General features: G+C 72.4%; 13 protein-coding genes. 8 read left to right on the top strand and 5 right to left on the bottom strand.

Annotation, left to right across the window (positions count from 1 at the left end; genetic code table 11):
• Window positions 1-12 precede the first annotated feature (12 nt).
• Both ACPPVO_RS51520 and ACPPVO_RS51515 read left to right on the top strand, forming a co-directional pair.
• On the top strand, window positions 13-1,425 hold the full coding sequence (locus ACPPVO_RS51520) for a flavin-containing monooxygenase (RefSeq protein ID WP_426506598.1): 1,413 nt from the start codon (window positions 13-15) through the stop codon (window positions 1,423-1,425).
• Window positions 1,426-1,436: 11 nt separating this feature from the next.
• Window positions 1,437-2,237, top strand: a complete 801-nt coding sequence (locus tag ACPPVO_RS51515) for an alpha/beta hydrolase (RefSeq protein ID WP_426514853.1) — start codon at window positions 1,437-1,439, stop codon at window positions 2,235-2,237.
• On the opposite strand, the gene ACPPVO_RS51510 is transcribed toward ACPPVO_RS51515, so the two are convergent.
• Window positions 2,234-3,055 carry a DUF308 domain-containing protein gene (locus ACPPVO_RS51510; protein WP_426506596.1) on the bottom strand — a complete coding sequence of 274 codons (822 nt, stop codon included), beginning with the start codon at window positions 3,053-3,055 and terminating at the stop codon, window positions 2,234-2,236. The two genes, ACPPVO_RS51515 and ACPPVO_RS51510, sit on opposite strands and share 4 nt — an antisense overlap.
• Window positions 3,056-3,231: 176 nt before the next feature.
• Between ACPPVO_RS51510 and ACPPVO_RS51505 the strand changes: the two genes are divergently transcribed.
• The gene (locus ACPPVO_RS51505) at window positions 3,232-3,939 is read left to right on the top strand and encodes a lysophospholipid acyltransferase family protein (protein WP_360378847.1); all 708 of its coding nucleotides are present in this window, start codon (window positions 3,232-3,234) and stop codon (window positions 3,937-3,939) included.
• Here the strand turns inward: ACPPVO_RS51505 and ACPPVO_RS51500 are convergent.
• Both ACPPVO_RS51500 and ACPPVO_RS51495 read right to left on the bottom strand, forming a co-directional pair.
• A complete protein-coding gene (locus ACPPVO_RS51500) occupies window positions 3,908-7,462 on the bottom strand; it encodes an adenylate/guanylate cyclase domain-containing protein (RefSeq protein ID WP_426506594.1) in 3,555 nt (1,184 codons plus the stop codon). The genes ACPPVO_RS51505 and ACPPVO_RS51500 overlap by 32 nt on opposite strands.
• A gap of 128 nt (window positions 7,463-7,590) precedes the next feature.
• Window positions 7,591-8,283: a Crp/Fnr family transcriptional regulator gene (locus tag ACPPVO_RS51495; RefSeq protein ID WP_360378841.1), complete on the bottom strand. Its 693-nt coding sequence runs from the start codon at window positions 8,281-8,283 to the stop codon at window positions 7,591-7,593.
• Window positions 8,284-8,607: 324 nt separating this feature from the next.
• On the opposite strand from ACPPVO_RS51495, the gene ACPPVO_RS51490 reads away from it, so the two are divergent.
• A complete protein-coding gene (locus ACPPVO_RS51490) occupies window positions 8,608-9,492 on the top strand; it encodes a phosphotransferase (RefSeq protein ID WP_426506593.1) in 885 nt (294 codons plus the stop codon).
• Window positions 9,493-9,516: 24 nt separating this feature from the next.
• Entirely contained in the window at window positions 9,517-10,020 is a 504-nt protein-coding gene (locus tag ACPPVO_RS51485) for a polyadenylate-specific 3'-exoribonuclease AS (protein ID WP_360378836.1), read from the top strand.
• On the opposite strand, the gene ACPPVO_RS51480 is transcribed toward ACPPVO_RS51485, so the two are convergent.
• A complete protein-coding gene (locus ACPPVO_RS51480) occupies window positions 9,970-10,512 on the bottom strand; it encodes an ABA4-like family protein (protein ID WP_426506592.1) in 543 nt (180 codons plus the stop codon). The two genes, ACPPVO_RS51485 and ACPPVO_RS51480, sit on opposite strands and share 51 nt — an antisense overlap.
• Window positions 10,509-11,453, bottom strand: coding sequence for a hypothetical protein (locus ACPPVO_RS51475; protein ID WP_426506590.1), 945 nt, complete (start codon window positions 11,451-11,453; stop codon window positions 10,509-10,511). Before ACPPVO_RS51475 ends, ACPPVO_RS51480 begins: the two co-directional genes overlap by 4 nt.
• A gap of 83 nt (window positions 11,454-11,536) precedes the next feature.
• Here ACPPVO_RS51475 and ACPPVO_RS51470 point away from each other — a divergent pair, with 83 nt between their 5' ends.
• The 3 genes from ACPPVO_RS51470 (at window position 11,537) to proC (ending at window position 14,200) form a co-directional block, all read left to right on the top strand.
• Entirely contained in the window at window positions 11,537-12,175 is a 639-nt protein-coding gene (locus ACPPVO_RS51470) for a MerR family transcriptional regulator (RefSeq protein ID WP_426506588.1), read from the top strand.
• A 121-nt stretch (window positions 12,176-12,296) separates the two neighbouring features.
• Entirely contained in the window at window positions 12,297-13,325 is a 1,029-nt protein-coding gene (locus ACPPVO_RS51465; RefSeq protein WP_426506587.1) for a 6-phosphofructokinase, read from the top strand.
• A 71-nt stretch (window positions 13,326-13,396) separates the two neighbouring features.
• A complete protein-coding gene (gene proC, locus ACPPVO_RS51460; protein ID WP_426506585.1) occupies window positions 13,397-14,200 on the top strand; it encodes a pyrroline-5-carboxylate reductase in 804 nt (267 codons plus the stop codon).
• Window positions 14,201-15,488: the final 1,288 nt, after the last annotated feature.

Genomic DNA, 15,488 nt, shown 5'->3' with positions numbered 1-15,488 from the left:
GATGATGCCGCGGTGAGCGCTGACGGTCGGTTCGATGATCTTGCCGGGAACGCGACCCACTGGCGCGACGGCGAGCCCGTGTACGACCGCGGCGACACCGTCTGCGTCATCGGCGCCGGCGGCACCGGCCTCACCGCCGTCAAGAACCTGCGCGAGGCCGGGTTCGGGGTGGACTGCTACGAGCGCGAGACCGGCGTCGGCGGCGGCTGGAACTGGCGGCACGACCGCAGCCCGGTCTACGCCAGCACGCACCTGATCTCGTCGAAGCCGTTCACGCAGTTCCCCGACTTCCCGATGCCGGACGACTGGCCGGACTACCCGCACCACTCGCAGATGCTGCAGTACTTCGAGCGCTACGCCGACCACTTCGGCCTGCGCGAGCACATCTGGTTCGGTACGGAGGTCGCCCGCGTCGAGCCCGTCGACAACCCGGGCGGTGGCCCGCCGCGCTGGGACGTGACCGTGAAGGGCTCGCGGGGCGGGGCGCCGCGCACCATGCGCTACAACGCCGTCGTCGCCGCCAACGGGCACAACTGGGCGCCGAAGATGCCCGAGTACGAGGGCCTGGCCGAGTACCGCGGCAAGGTCATCCACGCCGGGCAGTACAAGGACGCCGCCCAGCTGCGCGGCCGCAAGGTGCTCGTGATCGGGGCCGGCAACTCCGGCTGCGACATCGCCGTCGAGGCGGCCCAGCAGGCGGCCCGGTGCTGGCACTCGACCCGCCGCGGCTACTGGTACGCCCCCAAGTTCGCCCTCGGCCGCCCCGCCGACCAGGTCAACGACCGGATCCTCGCGATGCGGCTGCCCACCCGGGTCCGCCAGTGGCTGCTGCACCGCACGATCAACATGACCGTCGGCGACCTGACCCGCTTCGGCCTGCCCCGGCCCGAGCACGGCATCCTCGAGATGCACCCGCTGGTCAACAGCCAGCTGCCGTACTACCTCGGCCACGGCGACATCGTCGCGGTGCCCGACGTCAAGCACTTCGACGGCCACGAGGTGGTGCTCACCGACGGCCGCTCCATCGACCCCGACCTGGTCGTCATGGCCACCGGCTACCTGCCGCGGTTCGACTTCCTGGCCCCGGAGCTGATCTCCGCCGACGCCGCCGGCCGCCCCCGCCTGGCCCTGCAGATGCTCTCCCGCACGCATCCCACGCTCGCCGTGGCCGGGCTGCTGCAGCCGGACTCGGCGCTGTTCACGCTGTCGCACTGGCAGGCGGTGTTCATCGCGCAGTGGCTGCGGGTCCTCGACGCCGCGCCCGACCGCGCGCAGGCCGTCTGGGCGCGGCTGCGCGTGGACGGCGACCGGCGGTACACCCAGGCGAAGGTGACGGACTCGACCCGGCACTGGTTCGAGGTCAGTCACTTCGTGTACCTCAAGGAGCTCGAGAAGACGTTGCACGAGCTGGAGGCGGTCCGGTGACGACGCGGGTGATGCGATCCGACGAGTGGGCGGACCCGCCCAAGCCGGTGCGCCGCGAGGTGCTCGAGGCGCAGCCGCCGGGCGGGGCCGACCCGGCCGCGCCCCCGGTGCTGTTCGTGCCGGGCTACGGCCACGGCGCCTGGGCCTTCGCCGAGCACTGGCTGGAGCACACGGCGCAGCGGGGGTTCCCGGCGTACGCCATGAGCCTGCGCGGCCACGGCGGCTCGGGCCCGGCGCCCCAGGCCCGCCTGCGCGACTACGTGCACGACGTGACCCAGGTCGCGGCCGGGCTGCCGCGCCAGGCGGTCCTGGTCGGCCACGGCGCCGGCGCCCTGGTCGCGGCCATGGCGATGGCGCGCTACCCGGTGCGGGCCGGCGTGCTGCTCGCCCCGGTCTTCGGCGGCCTCGGCACGGCGTTCGGCCTGCTCGGGCGCAACCCGGCCGGCACCCTGCCCGGGATCTTCGGCGGCCGGGTCACGCTGACCCGCGAGCAGCTGTTCGGGCGGTCCCTGCCCGCCAACGCGGGCCAGGCCTACGCCCAGCGCCTCCAGCGGGTCCCCGGCGGGGCCCAGCGCCAGCTCATCGCCCGGCACCAGCCCGAGGCCCCCGTCGGCGCCCCGCCGGTGCTGGTCGTGGGCAGCCCGGACGACCGCGTGGTGGCCGGCTCCGCCCTGGAGTGGGTGGCCCGGCGCTACGGCGGCTCGCCGCTGCTCTTCCCCGGCATGGGCCACGACCTGATGCTCGACGCGCGCTGGCAGGAGCCGATCGATGCGATCGTGGACTGGCTCGAGCAGGTCGGAAAGGGCGTTTAGACCCGGGCTCCATTGTCCGGGTCGTCGTCCTCCTCGTCGCCGGGGCGCAGCCGCAGCACCAGGGCCACGAAGCCGGCCAGCACGCCCGCGAAGCCCAGGAAGAGCGTGGTCTGCGAGCCCAGCGGCAGCAGGTCGGGCCAGAACAGCAGCACCAGCCCGGCGGCCAGGGCGAGCACCGCCACGATCGTGACCGGCGCGACGCGGGGCAGCGGGGGAGCGGGCGGCGGGGTGTACCCCTCTTCCTCCTCGTCCTCGCCCGGCAGGTCGCGGCCGAAGGTGTCGAGGCTGTCCAGCAGCGAGCGGTCCACGGCGTCGGAGGGCCGCCGCAGCGACGTGCGCGGGGCCGGCTCGGTGTCCATGTCCGGCGCGGCCGTGCTGGAGGAGTCCAGGTCCTCGGCGGCCGGCCAGGGCGCCGCGAGCGTCGGGTCGACGGTGGTGTGGAAGCCGGCCACGATCGCCGCGAACGCGTCCTCGTCCGACTGGGTCGGCGGGGTCGTGCCCTCCAGCGGCACCGTGGACTCGCCGGCCGGGGTGTGCTGCTCGGGCACGGTCGAGGTCAGCCGGGCCAGGTAGTCCTGCGCCGTGGCGATATGGTCGCGGTCGGCGTACAGCCGGTCGGTCGGCCGTGCCGGCAGCGTCGTGGTGCGGGTCAGCGGATGCAGGTCCGCGGCCGGCTGGAGGTAGGCGGCGATCCCGCCCTCCGCCAGCATCTCGAGGAGATGCTCGCCGACCCGCGGGTCGACGTCGCCCACCACCGCGTACTCCTGCGCCACCAGGCCGTTGTCCCGCCGGCCGCGCCGCGCCCCACCCCCTGGCACAGCTCGCCCCTCCCCGCGGCCGTCACCGCGACGACCGGCGCGCCGCGAAAAACCGCTGACCGAAATCCTGACATGCCCGGCCGTCGTTCCGGGAGTGCGTTGTGGTGTGCCGTACTGGTTCGTAGGCTCTTTGCGACGGTCATCACCGATTGTCGCGCGATCCCGAAAGGTCGGCCGTGCTCTACTGGACCCTCAAGTACATCGTCCTCGGACCTTGGCTGAAGCTGGTCTTCCGACCGAAGGTGGAGGGGCTTGAGCACGTCCCCGCCACCGGACCGGTGATCATCGCCAGCAACCATCTCTCCTTCGCCGACTCCATTTTCATGCCGCTGAGCGTGCGGCGGCGCGTCACGTTCCCGGCGAAAGCGGAATATTTCACCGGAAAAGGGATCAAGGGCCGGCTCACGAAGCTGTTCATGGCCGGCACCGGCCAGATCCCGATCGACCGCTCCGGCGGCAAGGCGGCCCGGGCCGCGCTCGAGGTCGGGCTCAGCATCCTGCGCGCGGGCGGGATCTTCGGGATCTACCCCGAGGGCACGCGCTCGCCGGACGGCCGGCTGTACCGCGGCAAGACCGGCGTCGCCCGCCTGGCCCTCGAGTCCGGCGCCCCGGTGGTGCCCGTGGCCATGATGAACATGGACAAAGTCCAGCCGATCGGGCAGAAACTGCCAAATCTCAAGCGCGTCCACATCAAGTTCGGCCCGGCCCTCGACTTCTCCCGCTACGCCGGGATGGCCGGGGACCGGTTCATCGAGCGCGCGGTCACCGACGAGATCATGTACGAGCTCATGACGCTCTCCGGCCGCGAGTACATCGACATGTACGCCCAGAAGGTCAAGAGCGCGCCGGCCCCTACGAGCTCGCAGGAGCCGGTGGCGGCTTGATCTCGGCCAGCGCGAGCAGGCGCGGGGTTCCCGCCTGCTCGGCGAACGCGGCGAGCTCGGCCCGGCACGGCTCGGCGCGCGCGTCGCCGGCGCGGCCCAGCGCCCGCACCGCCCACGCCACCGACAGGATGCGCGCGGAGTGGTTCGGGATCTCCCCGTAGATCTCCGCCGCCGCCAGGTGCATGTCCGCGGCCCGGGCGTGGTCGCCGTCGACGAACGCGATCGCCCCGGTGATCGTGCGCAGCGCGCCCTCGACCCACGGCGTCCGGTGCGGCACGTCGGCGAGCATGTCGCGGATCGCCATCATCGCCACCCGGCCGGAGAGCACCGCCGCGTGCGCGGTCGCGTCGATCCACTCGCCGCTGGCGATCGCGCGCACCTCGCGCCATGTCTTGGCCAGCTCGACGATCAGCGCCTCGGCGTCGCGGTCGCGGCCCTCCAGGGCCCGGCACAGGGCGCCGTGGCCGAGCGCGACCCACTGCAGGCGGTAGAAGCCGGAGCGCCGCCCCGCCGCCACCAGGTCCTCGACGTCGTCGTCGCCGTCCTCGCCGCGCAGCGTGCGCAGCCAGGCCCGCACCCCGCGCACCTGCAGGTCCCACTCGGCGCCGGTCTCGGCCATCGCCTCGGCCGCGGCCAGGTACCCGGGCCAGTCCCCGGCGAAGTACGCCGACTGGGCCACGTCGGAGTAGCCGGTGGCCAGCGTGTGGCTGCCCGGCACGGCGTTGCGGCTGTCGTCGAGCAGCGCCGCGGCCGCCGTCCAGTCGCCGTCCTCCAGCAGCGCCCAGGAGACGTTGCGCAGCGCCCGGTGCTCCGAGAGCAGCCGCCGCTCCCGGCTGACGTCGAGGGCCGACTGCAGCTCGACCAGGCCCGAGCGGTCGCCGGCCTGGAACAGCGCGGTGCCGATGGTGACCCGGGCGCCGGTGGCCACCTCGATCAGGCCCAGCCGGTCGGCGATCTCCGCGGCCGCGCTGGCCGCCGCGACCGCCGGCTCGATCTCGAAGTTCAGCATGTGCAGGCGGCCCAGCTCGGCGTACGCGTCGGCCTTCTGCGGCCCGTCGGGCAGCTCGTCGAAGAGCTCCACCGCGCGGTCCAGGCAGGACAGCGCGTCGAGGCGGTCGGCGCGCAGCCACGCGGCCTGGCCCCGCACGGTCCACGCCCGCGCCGCGCCGGCCTGGTCCCCGGCCGCGTAGAGCCGCTCGGCCAGCCCGACCAGCCGGTCGGCCCCGCCGCTGCCCAGGAACGACTCCGGGTTGGCGTAGAAGGCGATCTCGGTGTTGAGCTGCTCGATGCGCAGCCGCTCGAGCGCGTCGGTGCGGGGGTCGCACAGCGCGAGCGCCTTGCCGGCGTGCGCGGCCGCGGCCTCCAGGGCGTGCAGGGCGTAGGCGCGCCGGGCCGCCCGGTGCATCGCGTCGCGGGCCGGGACGGTGTAGCGGAGGGCGTCCAGGCCCAGGCCGCGGGCGATCTCATACGCCGTGAACCGGTGGTTCGCCACGACCTCGGCGAGGTCGGTGTCCCGGTCGGCGGCCACGCCGTCGAGCCACGCGGCGGTCAGCTCGTGCCGGGCCACCCGCTCGGTGCGGGGGAGCCGCTGGTAGCACACGTCCCGGACCAGGACGTGGCCGAAGCGGTACTCGGTCTGGCCCTCCATCGTCGAGGCCGCCTGCTCGTGGATCAGGTCCCGCTGCTCCAGCCGGCGCAGCGAGCGCTCGATGCCGTCGGCGGGCCGGCTCATCGCCGCCCCGACCGCGCCCGGCCAGAAGTTCATCCCGACCACCGCCGCGGCCTGCAGCACCGCGCGGTCGGCGGCCTCGAGCAGGTCGACCCGGTTGGCTATGACCGCGTGCACGCTGTCGGGCATCGGCAGCTCCCGCCCGAGCGCGCCGGTCGCGCGCACGTTGCCCTGCTCGGCGAGCATGCGGGTGTACTCCAGCGCGTACAGCGGATTGCCGTCGGCCAGCTCGACCAGGGAGCTCAGCGACTGCGACGGGAACGTGGCCGCCCCGAGCAGGTGCGCGTACATCGTGGCGATCTCGGCGTCGCGCAGCGGCGGCAGCGTGATGGTCACGGCCCCGGCGACGGCCCCGGCCCAGCTCGGGTTGCGCTCCAGCAGCTCCGGGCGCGCCGTGCACAGCAGCAGCAGCGGCACGTCGCGCACCGAGGCGCCCAGGCGCTCCACGAACCGGACCATCGACTCGTCGGCCCAGTGCAGGTCCTCGAAGACCAGGACGGTCGGGCGGTGCGCGGCCAGCGCGACGACGAAGCGCCGCCAGGCCGACTCGGTCTCGTCCGGCGCCAGCTTCGGCCCGGGCAGGCCGACCAGCGGGCTCAGCGCGTCGGCGAGCCGCTCGGCCTCCGACGGTACGACGATCGCGGCCAGCGCGGTGTCCAGCCGCTCCCGGGTCGTCTCGGCCGAGTCGGTGTCGAGGATGCCGGCCTGCGCCTTGACGACGTCGGCCAGCGCGGCGTAGGTGACGTTCTCCCCGAACGGCGGGCAGCGCCCGGTGCGCCAGGCCACCGGCGCGTCGAAGAGCCGCTCGGCGTGCAGGAACAGCTCGTGCACCAGCCGGCTCTTGCCGATCCCGGCGTGCCCGAGCACGGTCACCAGCTGCGGCGTGCGCTCGCGCAGGCCCCGGTGCAGGGCGTTGACCAGCAGGCTCAGCTCGTGGGTGCGGTTGACCAGCGGCGTGGAGCCGGCCTCGCGGTCGGGGTGGTTGCGCCGCAGCGGGGCCAGGGCCAGCCAGACCTCGGTCGGCGTGGAGCGCCCGCGCAGCGTGGCCGGCGGCTGCTGCTCGAAGCGGATGGAGGACTTGGTCAGCGCGTACGTCGTACCGCAGACGAGCACCCCGCCGGGCGGGGCCAGCGACTGCAGCCGGGACGCGGTGTTGACCACGTCGCCGGCGACGATCGCCTGGCCGCCGTCGCGGGCCGCGGCCACGTCGACGAGCGCCTCCCCGGTGGCCACGCCGACGCGGAACCGCAGCTCGCGCTCGCCCTCGCCGGTGCTGGCGTAGCGGGCGAGCACCCGCTGCAGCTCCAGGCCGGCCCGCACGCAGCGCACCGCGTCGGTCTCGGTGGCCACGGGTGCGCCGAAGAGCGCCATGACGGCGTCGCCGATGTACTTCTCCACGACCCCGCCGTACTGGCCGATGACCTCGCGGGCGGTGGAGAAGAAGGTCTTCTGCAGCTCGCGCACGAGCTCGGGGTCGGCCCGCTCCACGTAGGGCGTGAAGTCGATCAGGTCGACGAACAGCACGCTGATCCGGCGCCGGTCCTCGCTGCGGGCGGGCGGGATCGAGGGCACCTGGGCCCGGCCGGTCGCCCGCTCGGTGCGCAGCAGGTTGCGCGCCGCGGTCGTGTCGGCGCGCGGCGTGCCGCAGCCGGTGCAGAACGCGGCGTCGGGGGCGAGCGTGCGGCCGCACGTCGGGCAGGGTGGGCTCAGCTCGGCCCCGCAACCACCACAGAAACGGTCGCCGTCGCCCGCCTGGCGGCCGCAGCGTGCGCACTGACTGGAAATCGCCGACACTCCCTTTGCCCTGTGAGAACCCATCCTCACACGGCGGCGGCCGGGGCGGCCAGGTGTCCGAAATGGCACCCGGGTCCCCGGCCGAACAGCCCGGCAATCCTGCCCGAACCGCCGGTTTGAGACGGGTTCTACCGGTCGGTCATGCCGGCCCGGCGGCGCAGCGCGGTCAGGTCGGTCACCACGATCCGGCGGCCCTCGGTGCGCAGCCAGCCGCGGCTGGCGAACGACCCGATCGCCTGGTTGACGCTCTGCCGCGAGCCGCCGGCCATCTCGGCGAGCTGGCTCTGGTTGAGCTCGATGGTGACCATCGGCGCGTTGGTCTCGCCGGCCAGCCGGACCAGCGTCTTGGCGACCCGGCCGGGCAGGTCGAGGAAGACGTGGTCGGCGTTCTGTTCGGTGAGCCGCCGGATGAGCAGGCCCAGCGAGCGCATCACGGCGTCGAGGATCCGCGGGTTGGCGTGCACCAGCTCGATGAACGCGTGCCGCGACAGGGCCAGGGCCTGGCAGTCCTCGATCGCCTCGGCCGAGGCCGAGCGTGCCGCGCCGTCGAGCAGCGACACCTCGCCCAGCGTGTCGGGGGGCCGGATGACGGAGAGGACCGCGCGTTCGCCGGTCGGTGCGGTCCGGAAGACCATCACGGCACCGCGCTTGAGCACGATGAGTGACTCACCCGGATCGTTTTCGACGAACAGCAGCTGGCCTTTGCGGTATGTCCGTGGCACCGCCGCCTGGATGACCCGCTGACGCACATCGGGCTCCAGACCACTGAACATTTCCACACCGGTCAGTGCGTCGCCGGGATCTGGCAGCCGACCCTCCACGGTCAAACCCCTCCCGGTTCGGCGTTGATCGGACTCGTGATCACGTTAGGTGATCACGAAGACAGTACGGAACTTCTACCAGATCATGACGCGCGTGTCGGAGTCTGTACATCCCCCGCATCGGCTCCTCGACAGCGCCGTTCATGAGTCCGCAGGCAGGCTAGTGCCACCGCGCAAGTCGCCGGGGGGCGGGGGGCACGCCGGGGCGCCGGCCGGGCCGGGGGTGGTGCGAGCACCCTCGGCCCGGCCGCGTGCGGGTGGGATCTTCCACCATTTCCGCCGGTTTCGCCGTGCGCGGGTGCGGCCCGGCGGATAATGCGCTGCGTGGCCGCCCTCGCCGCCGAGCAGGTTCGCATCGCGCTGCGCCGAAGCTGGCAGTGCAATCCCGGTCCGTGCATTCCGCTGGACCGCGATACGTGGCAGGTCGAAATCAACGGCGGCCAATTCGTCGGCAAATGGGTGCCGATGGGCCGCAGATCCGGTTTCGAGGCCGGGCTCGGCGCGGCCGAGCACGTGGACGCGTTCGGCGTGGGGGCCGGGACCCCGGTGCGCGCCGCCGACGGGGCGCTGACGGTGGCCGAGGGCGACGGGGTGGTGGCCCTGCTCCACCGGGTGCCGGGGCGCCCCCTGTGCGCGGCCGACCCGCTCGACCGGCAGTGGTGGGGTGACACCCTCGGGTCCGCGCACCGCACCCTCCGGCGGTTCACACATCCGCACCTGGCGAAGTTCGATCCGGCGGCGGTACCCGTCCAGGCCTCCCACCCCGGCCTGGAGCCCTGGCTCGGGGCCGCCGTCCGGGACACGTCCGCGGCGGTGCGCCGGATTATGATCACCGACCAGCTCACGTACGGCGTGCTGCACAACGACCCGCGCGCCGCCCACTTCCGCCTCGACCCGGCCACGGGCGCGCTCGGCCTGGTCGGCTGGTCGGCGGCCGGCACCGGCCCGCTGCTGGCCGACCTCGCCGCCGCCGCGCTCGCGGCGGGCGGCCCGCGGGCGGCCGACGGGCTGGTCGACGCCTACCTGCGGGCCTCCCACGTGCCGCCCGACGAGTGCGAGGCCGTCCTGCCGGTCCTGCTGTGCCGAGGCGCGGCCCTGGACGCGGCCGCCGCCGCGGTGCGCCTCCACGCCGGCGGCGGCCGGCTCGAGGACCGGGCGGAGCTGACGCGGCTCGCCGGGCTGTACTCGGAACTCGCCGACGCGCTGTGATCACTGCGGGCCCGATGGTGTTGGATGGGTACGGTGGCGCCCTATCGGTACTTCTACGACTGTGAGTTCATCGAGGACGGCCGTCTGATCGACCTCGTCTCGATCGGCGTGGTCGACGAGCACGGCCGGGAGTACTACGCGGTCTCGACCGAGTTCGACGACTCGCGGGCCGTCTCCTGGGTGCGCCGCAACGTGCTGGACAAGCTGCCGTCGCCGTCCGACAAGGCGTGGCGCTCGCGGGAGGGCATCCGCGCCGACCTGCTGGACTTCCTGACCGAGCCGCTGCGGTCCGGTGCGGCGGACGAGATCGAGCTGTGGGCCTGGTACGCCGCTTACGACCACGTCGCCCTGGCCCAGCTCTGGGGGTCGATGCCGGCCCTGCCCCGGGAGATCCCGCGCTTCACCAAGGACCTCCGTCAGCTGTGGGACGACGCCGGGCGGCCTCCGCTGCCGGTCGCGGAGGGCCGCCACGACGCGCTAGTCGACGCTCGGCACAACCTCGCCCGCTGGAACGTCATGCACGGCTGACCCCTTGTCGCCGCGGGTCCGGCGGATGTTGTCGCTCCGGGTCCGGCTGTTCTTGTCGCCGCGGGTCCGGCGGTTTTTGTCGCTTCGGGTCAGGCGGATCACGAAGTACAGCGGAAGGCCGATCGGCGAGAGCAGGATCGTGAGCACCAGCAGCGGCGCCATCAGCAGCGGGTGCAGTCCGCGCGAACGGCTGTCGAGGTAGATCCAGCGGCCGATGAACAGGTCCCACGCGATGACCTGGGCCCACACCGCGGCCACCACGTCGTCGCGGGCCAGCAGCGCCTTGACGCCGGCGAGGTCCGGGCCGAGCATCTCGTGCGCGAAGTCGCCGAGACTCGGGGCGATGGCCAGCGCCCACACGACCAGGGTGGGCAGGACGATCAGCGGCGACGAGGCGATCCGGTGGGTCCAGCGCCAGGTCGGGGCCAGGATCATGAGGGCCCAGAACGGTACCGTCGCCAGAAATGCCAGCTGGAACAGCGTCTCGCTCATGAGAGCGCCCCGGCGGGGATGGCGGCCGGGGCGCGCCCGGGCGAGGCCGAGGCCCAGGCCGTGCCGATCGCGGTGAGCACCAGCAGGACGGCCGCCGCGGCCAGGGTCAGCGCGTCGGGGTGGGTCAGCGGCTGCCCGCGCAGCGCCTGCCAGGTGACCAGCACCGTGACGCCGGCATATAAGAACGCGAACACGCCGACCAGCCTGATGCGGACGCGGTCCTCGCGCAACCGGGCGATCCGGTGCCCGGCCAGCGCCAGGGCGAACGCGAACAGCGGCAGGGCCTGCAGCGCGTGCATGCCGATGAAGTGCCCGGCGCGCAGGTCGCCGCCGGTGGTGCTCCAGCCGACCAGGGGCAGGCCGGGGCCGCCGTCGGCGACGCCGACCGCGTGCGCGCCGACGATCGACGGGCGGCCCTGCGCGAGCTGGGCGGCGCTCGGCATGGTCATGAGGAAGCCGACCGCCATGCCGGCCAGCGCGACGAGGATGCCCAGCCGCACGGCCAGGGCGTCGGCGCGGTCGGGGAGGCGCTGCATGAGCAGCAGGACGGCGATGACGAGCGTGGCGACCCAGGCGATCGCGATCGTGGCGCCCATGATGCTGTACAGGGCGCTGTCCAGCGGCGTCCCGACGTTGAAATGGCTCTGGCGGCCGCGGACGGCCTGGCCGACGATGATCACGATCTCGCCGAGCATCGCGCCGGCGATGGTCGTGCCGAGCCACCACGCCAGTCGCGGGCGCCGCTCGAGCAGCGACAGCAGCCACGCGATCGTGGTGGCGTAGACGGCGATCGACACCGCGAACTTGAACGGCTTGAGCCAGATCGGCGCGCCGACGAGGGTGCGGTCGTCGGCGAAGATCCCGGTCAGGGCGGCCAGGGCCAGGACGGCCATCAGCCCGGCGACGAGGACGAGGGGGCGGTGCAGCTTGGCGATGGTCATCGCGAGCTCCAGTGGATAGTGGATAGCTTCGCTATCTACCGTGGAACGGTATGCTGTCCATGTCAAGAGGGGGAGGAAATCCCATGCGCGTTGCGGAGCTGAGCCGGCTGACCGGTGTCCCCGTGCCGACGATCAAGTACTACCTGCGTGAGGGCCTGCTGCCGGCCGGCGAGCTGACCAGCCCCAACCAGGCGCGGTATGACGAGCGCCACGTCGAACGGCTACGCCTCGTCCGGGTGCTTCTGGACGTCGGGCGGCTGCCGATCGCCACGATCCGTCAACTGCTCGCGGCGCTCGACGAGCCGGACCCCGACGTGCACTCCGTGCTCGGCCACGCCCTGCCGACGTCGGTGAGCGGCAAGGAGTCCATCGACCCGGAGTCGGTCGCCGCGGCCCGCAAGCGCATCGACCAGCTCGCCGAGGAGCGGGGCTGGCTGGTCGGGCCGCAGGCGCCCGCGCGCCAGGCCGCGGCCGGCGTGCTCGCCGCGTTCGAGCAGGTCGGGGCCGATGTGGGAGTACTTTTGGAGCAGTACGCCGACGTCGCCGAGACCATCGCCGTGCACGATCTGGCCTTCGTCGGGCGGGCCCGGGGCCCCGAGGAGATGCTCTATGCCGCCGTCGTCGGCTCCATCCTCGGCGACTCGCTGCTGGCCGCGCTGCGGCGCCTGACCCAGGAGCACGAGTCGGCGAAGAAGTTCGGGATCCGCGGGGACGACTGCTGAAGGTTCAGCCGGAGCGACTACAGTGCGCTGTGAATCGGCAGCGTCGCCATGAGCGGGTACCTCCGGCTCGACCGCACCCGTGACGGGGGTCGGGCACGCAACCAGGAAGGCAAGATCAAGCATGCGTATCGGCGTACTGACCGGGGGCGGCGACTGCCCCGGCCTCAACGCGGTCATCCGTGCCGTGGTCCGCAAGGGGATCTCCACCTACGGCCACGAGTTCGTGGGCTTCCGGGACGGTTGGCGTGGTCCCATCGAGGGCATCACGCGTGAGCTGGGCATCGCCCAGGTCCGTGGCATCCTGCCGCGCGGCGGCACCATCCTCGGCTCCTCCCGCACGAACCCGTTCAAGATCGACGGCGGGGTCGAGAAGATCAAGTCGAACCTGGCCGAGCTGGGCGTCGACGCGCTCGTCGCGATCGGCGGCGAGGACACCCTCGGCGTCGCCAGCAGGCTCACCGACCTCGGCGTCAACGTCGTCGGCGTGCCGAAGACGATCGACAACGACCTCGGCGCGACCGACTACACCTTCGGCTTCGACACCGCCGTGAACATCGCCATGGAGGCGATCGACCGGCTGCACACGACCGCCGAGTCGCACCACCGCACCCTCGTGGTCGAGGTCATGGGCCGCCACGCGGGCTGGATCGCCCTGCACGCCGGCCTCGCCGGCGGCGCGAACGTGATCCTGCTGCCGGAGCGCCAGTTCGACGTCGACCAGGTCGCCACCTACGTCGAGAAGCGCTTCCAGACGCAGTACTCCCCGATCGTGGTCGTCGCCGAGGGCGCCCAGCCGCTCGACGGCCAGATGGTGCTGCACAACCAGGAGCTCGACTCGTTCGGCCACGTCCGCCTCGGCGGCATCGGCCAGTGGCTCGCCGAGCAGCTGGAGTCGAAGACCGGCAAGGAGGCCCGCACGGTCGTGCTCGGCCACATCCAGCGCGGCGGCACCCCGACCGCGTTCGACCGGGTCCTCGCCACCCGCTTCGGCCTGCACGCGATCGACGCCGTGCACGAGTCGGACTTCGGCAAGATGGTCGCCCTGCGCGGGACCGACATCGTGCGCGTGCCGCTCCAGGACGCCACGCGCGAGCTCAAGACCGTGCCGGTCGAGCGCTACACCGAGGCCGAGGTCTTCTTCGGCTCCTGAGCCCGTCTGATCGCAGGTACCGCCTGGGGCCCTGTTCGAGCGGGCCCCAGGCTTTCGTCTGGGGGTAGCGCGTGCGCATCATCGCCGTCTTCGGCGCCGGCAAACTGGGCGAGGTACTGCTCTCCGGCCTGCTGCGCGCGGGCTGGTCGCCGGATCGCCTGATCGCCACCGCCCGTCGCCCGGAACGCGCCCGCGAGCTGACCGAGCGGTACGGCATCCGCGTGGTCGACAACGAAACCGCCCTGCGCGAGGCCGACGTCGTCACCATCGCCGTGAAGCCCCAGGACGCCGGCGTGCTGCTGGCCGACCTGGGCCCGAAGATGCCGGCCGGAAAGCTGGTCGTGTCGCTGTGCGCCGGCCTGCCGACGGCCTTCTTCGCCAAGCACCTGCCGGAGGGCACCCCGGTCGTACGCGTCATGACCAACACGCCGGCCCTCGTCGACGAGGCCATGACCGCCATCTCGGCCGGCTCCTTCGCGAACGCCGAGCACCTCGCCGTCGCCGAGGAGATGTTCCGCCCGCTGGGCCGGACCATCCGCCTTCCGGAGTCGCAGCAGGACGCGGTGACGGCCCTGTCCGGCTCGGGCCCGGCGTACTTCTACTACCTCGTCGAGGCCATGACCGACGCGGGCATCCTGCTGGGCCTGCCGCGGCAGGTGGCCCACGACCTGATCGTGCAGACGGCCATCGGTTCGGCCGTCATGCTCCGCGAGTCCGGTGAGCATCCGGTGAAACTCCGCGAGGCGGTCACGTCGCCGGCGGGGACCACGATCAACGCTATTCGCGAGCTCGAGAACCATGGGGTTCGGGCGGCGTTGCTTTCGGCGTTGGAGGCGGCTCGGGATCGGGCTCGGGAGATTGCGGCTCAGGGCTGACTTTCTCTCTCCTCCGATAAGTCGGGCTTTCTCTCTCCTCCGATAAGTCGGGCTTTCTCTCTCCTCCGATAAGTCGGGCTTTCTCTCTCCTCCGATAAGTCGGGCTTTCTCTCTCCTCCGATAAGTCGGGCTTTCTCTCTCCTCCGATAAGTCGGGCTTTCTCTCTCCTCCGATAAGTCGGGCTTTCTCTCTCCTCCGATAAGTCGGGCGCTTCGCGCCGCGACTTATCGGATTTTTCGCCTGACGGGGTGTATGTCGGGCTTACCCGGACTTTGGGCGGCCTAACGACGCTCGGCCGATGGTGGCGGGAGCTTGCGCTCCCGCAATGTGTAAGCGTGGTCCCTGCTCGTTGTTGCGTGCGGTTATTCCTCTTGGCCGTGGTTTGCCGGCGGGTTCGTGCGGGTCGTCATTCGGTGGTCCCGGATTTGTGCGCTATATGAAGTGGGGCAGCGTTGTTCGGGGGTGGGTTGGGATAATTGGTGGGTGGTGGGGCAGATATCGTTGTTCAGTCGGGCGCAAGTGGCTGCTATGCGGGATCGGACTCGGGCGCGGAATTGGTCGCCTTCTCGGGATGCGTTTCGGCGGGAGCATGCGGAGCGTCGTTATTGGGGGCTTCGGCGGCGGTATGCGGAGAAGTTGCGGCGGGAATTTGGCAGTGCGGCGGCGGGGTATGCGAGCTTCGCTCGGCGGGCGGCGGAGGCGAAGGCGAACTACGAACGGCGATCGGCGGCTGCCCTTGCGTCAGCCGGGCCGGTTCCGCCGGTTGAGCAGTTCGAATGCCCGGCGGGCTCGCCAGTTAGGCAGCCCGAGTGCCCGGCCTTTGCCGGGGTCTCGCCAGTTGAGCAGTCCGAGTGCCCGGCCTTTGCCGGGGTCTCGCCAGTTGAGCAGTCCGAGTGCCCGGCCTTTGCCGGGGTCTCGCCAGTTGAGCAGTCCGAGTGCCCGGCCTTTGCCGGGGTCTCGCCAGTTGAGCAGTCCGAGTGCCCGGCCTTTGCCGGGGTCTCGCCAGTTGAGCAGTCCGAGTGCCCGGCCTTTGCCGGGGTCTCGCCAGTTGAGCAGTCCGAGTGCCCCGCCTCTGCCGGGGTCTCGCCAGTTGAGCAGTCCGAGTGCCCCGCTTCCGCCGGGGTTTCGCCAGTTGAGCGGCCCGAATGCTCGGTCCCGCCGGCACCGCCACTTGAGCAAACCGGATGCCTGGTCCCGCCGGGTGAGCTCGCCGGATGTTCGGTGCCGCCGGATACGGAGTCCGTCGAGCGGGCCAGCGCCGACACCGAGAGCGATTCCACACCGCGGC

It is taken from the genome of Dactylosporangium sp. McL0621 (assembly GCF_049995355.1).
Taxonomy (GTDB): Bacteria; Actinomycetota; Actinomycetes; order Mycobacteriales; family Micromonosporaceae; genus Dactylosporangium.
The sequence above is the reverse complement of the archived record's forward strand: the minus strand, read 5'-3'. Positions and strand labels throughout refer to the sequence as shown.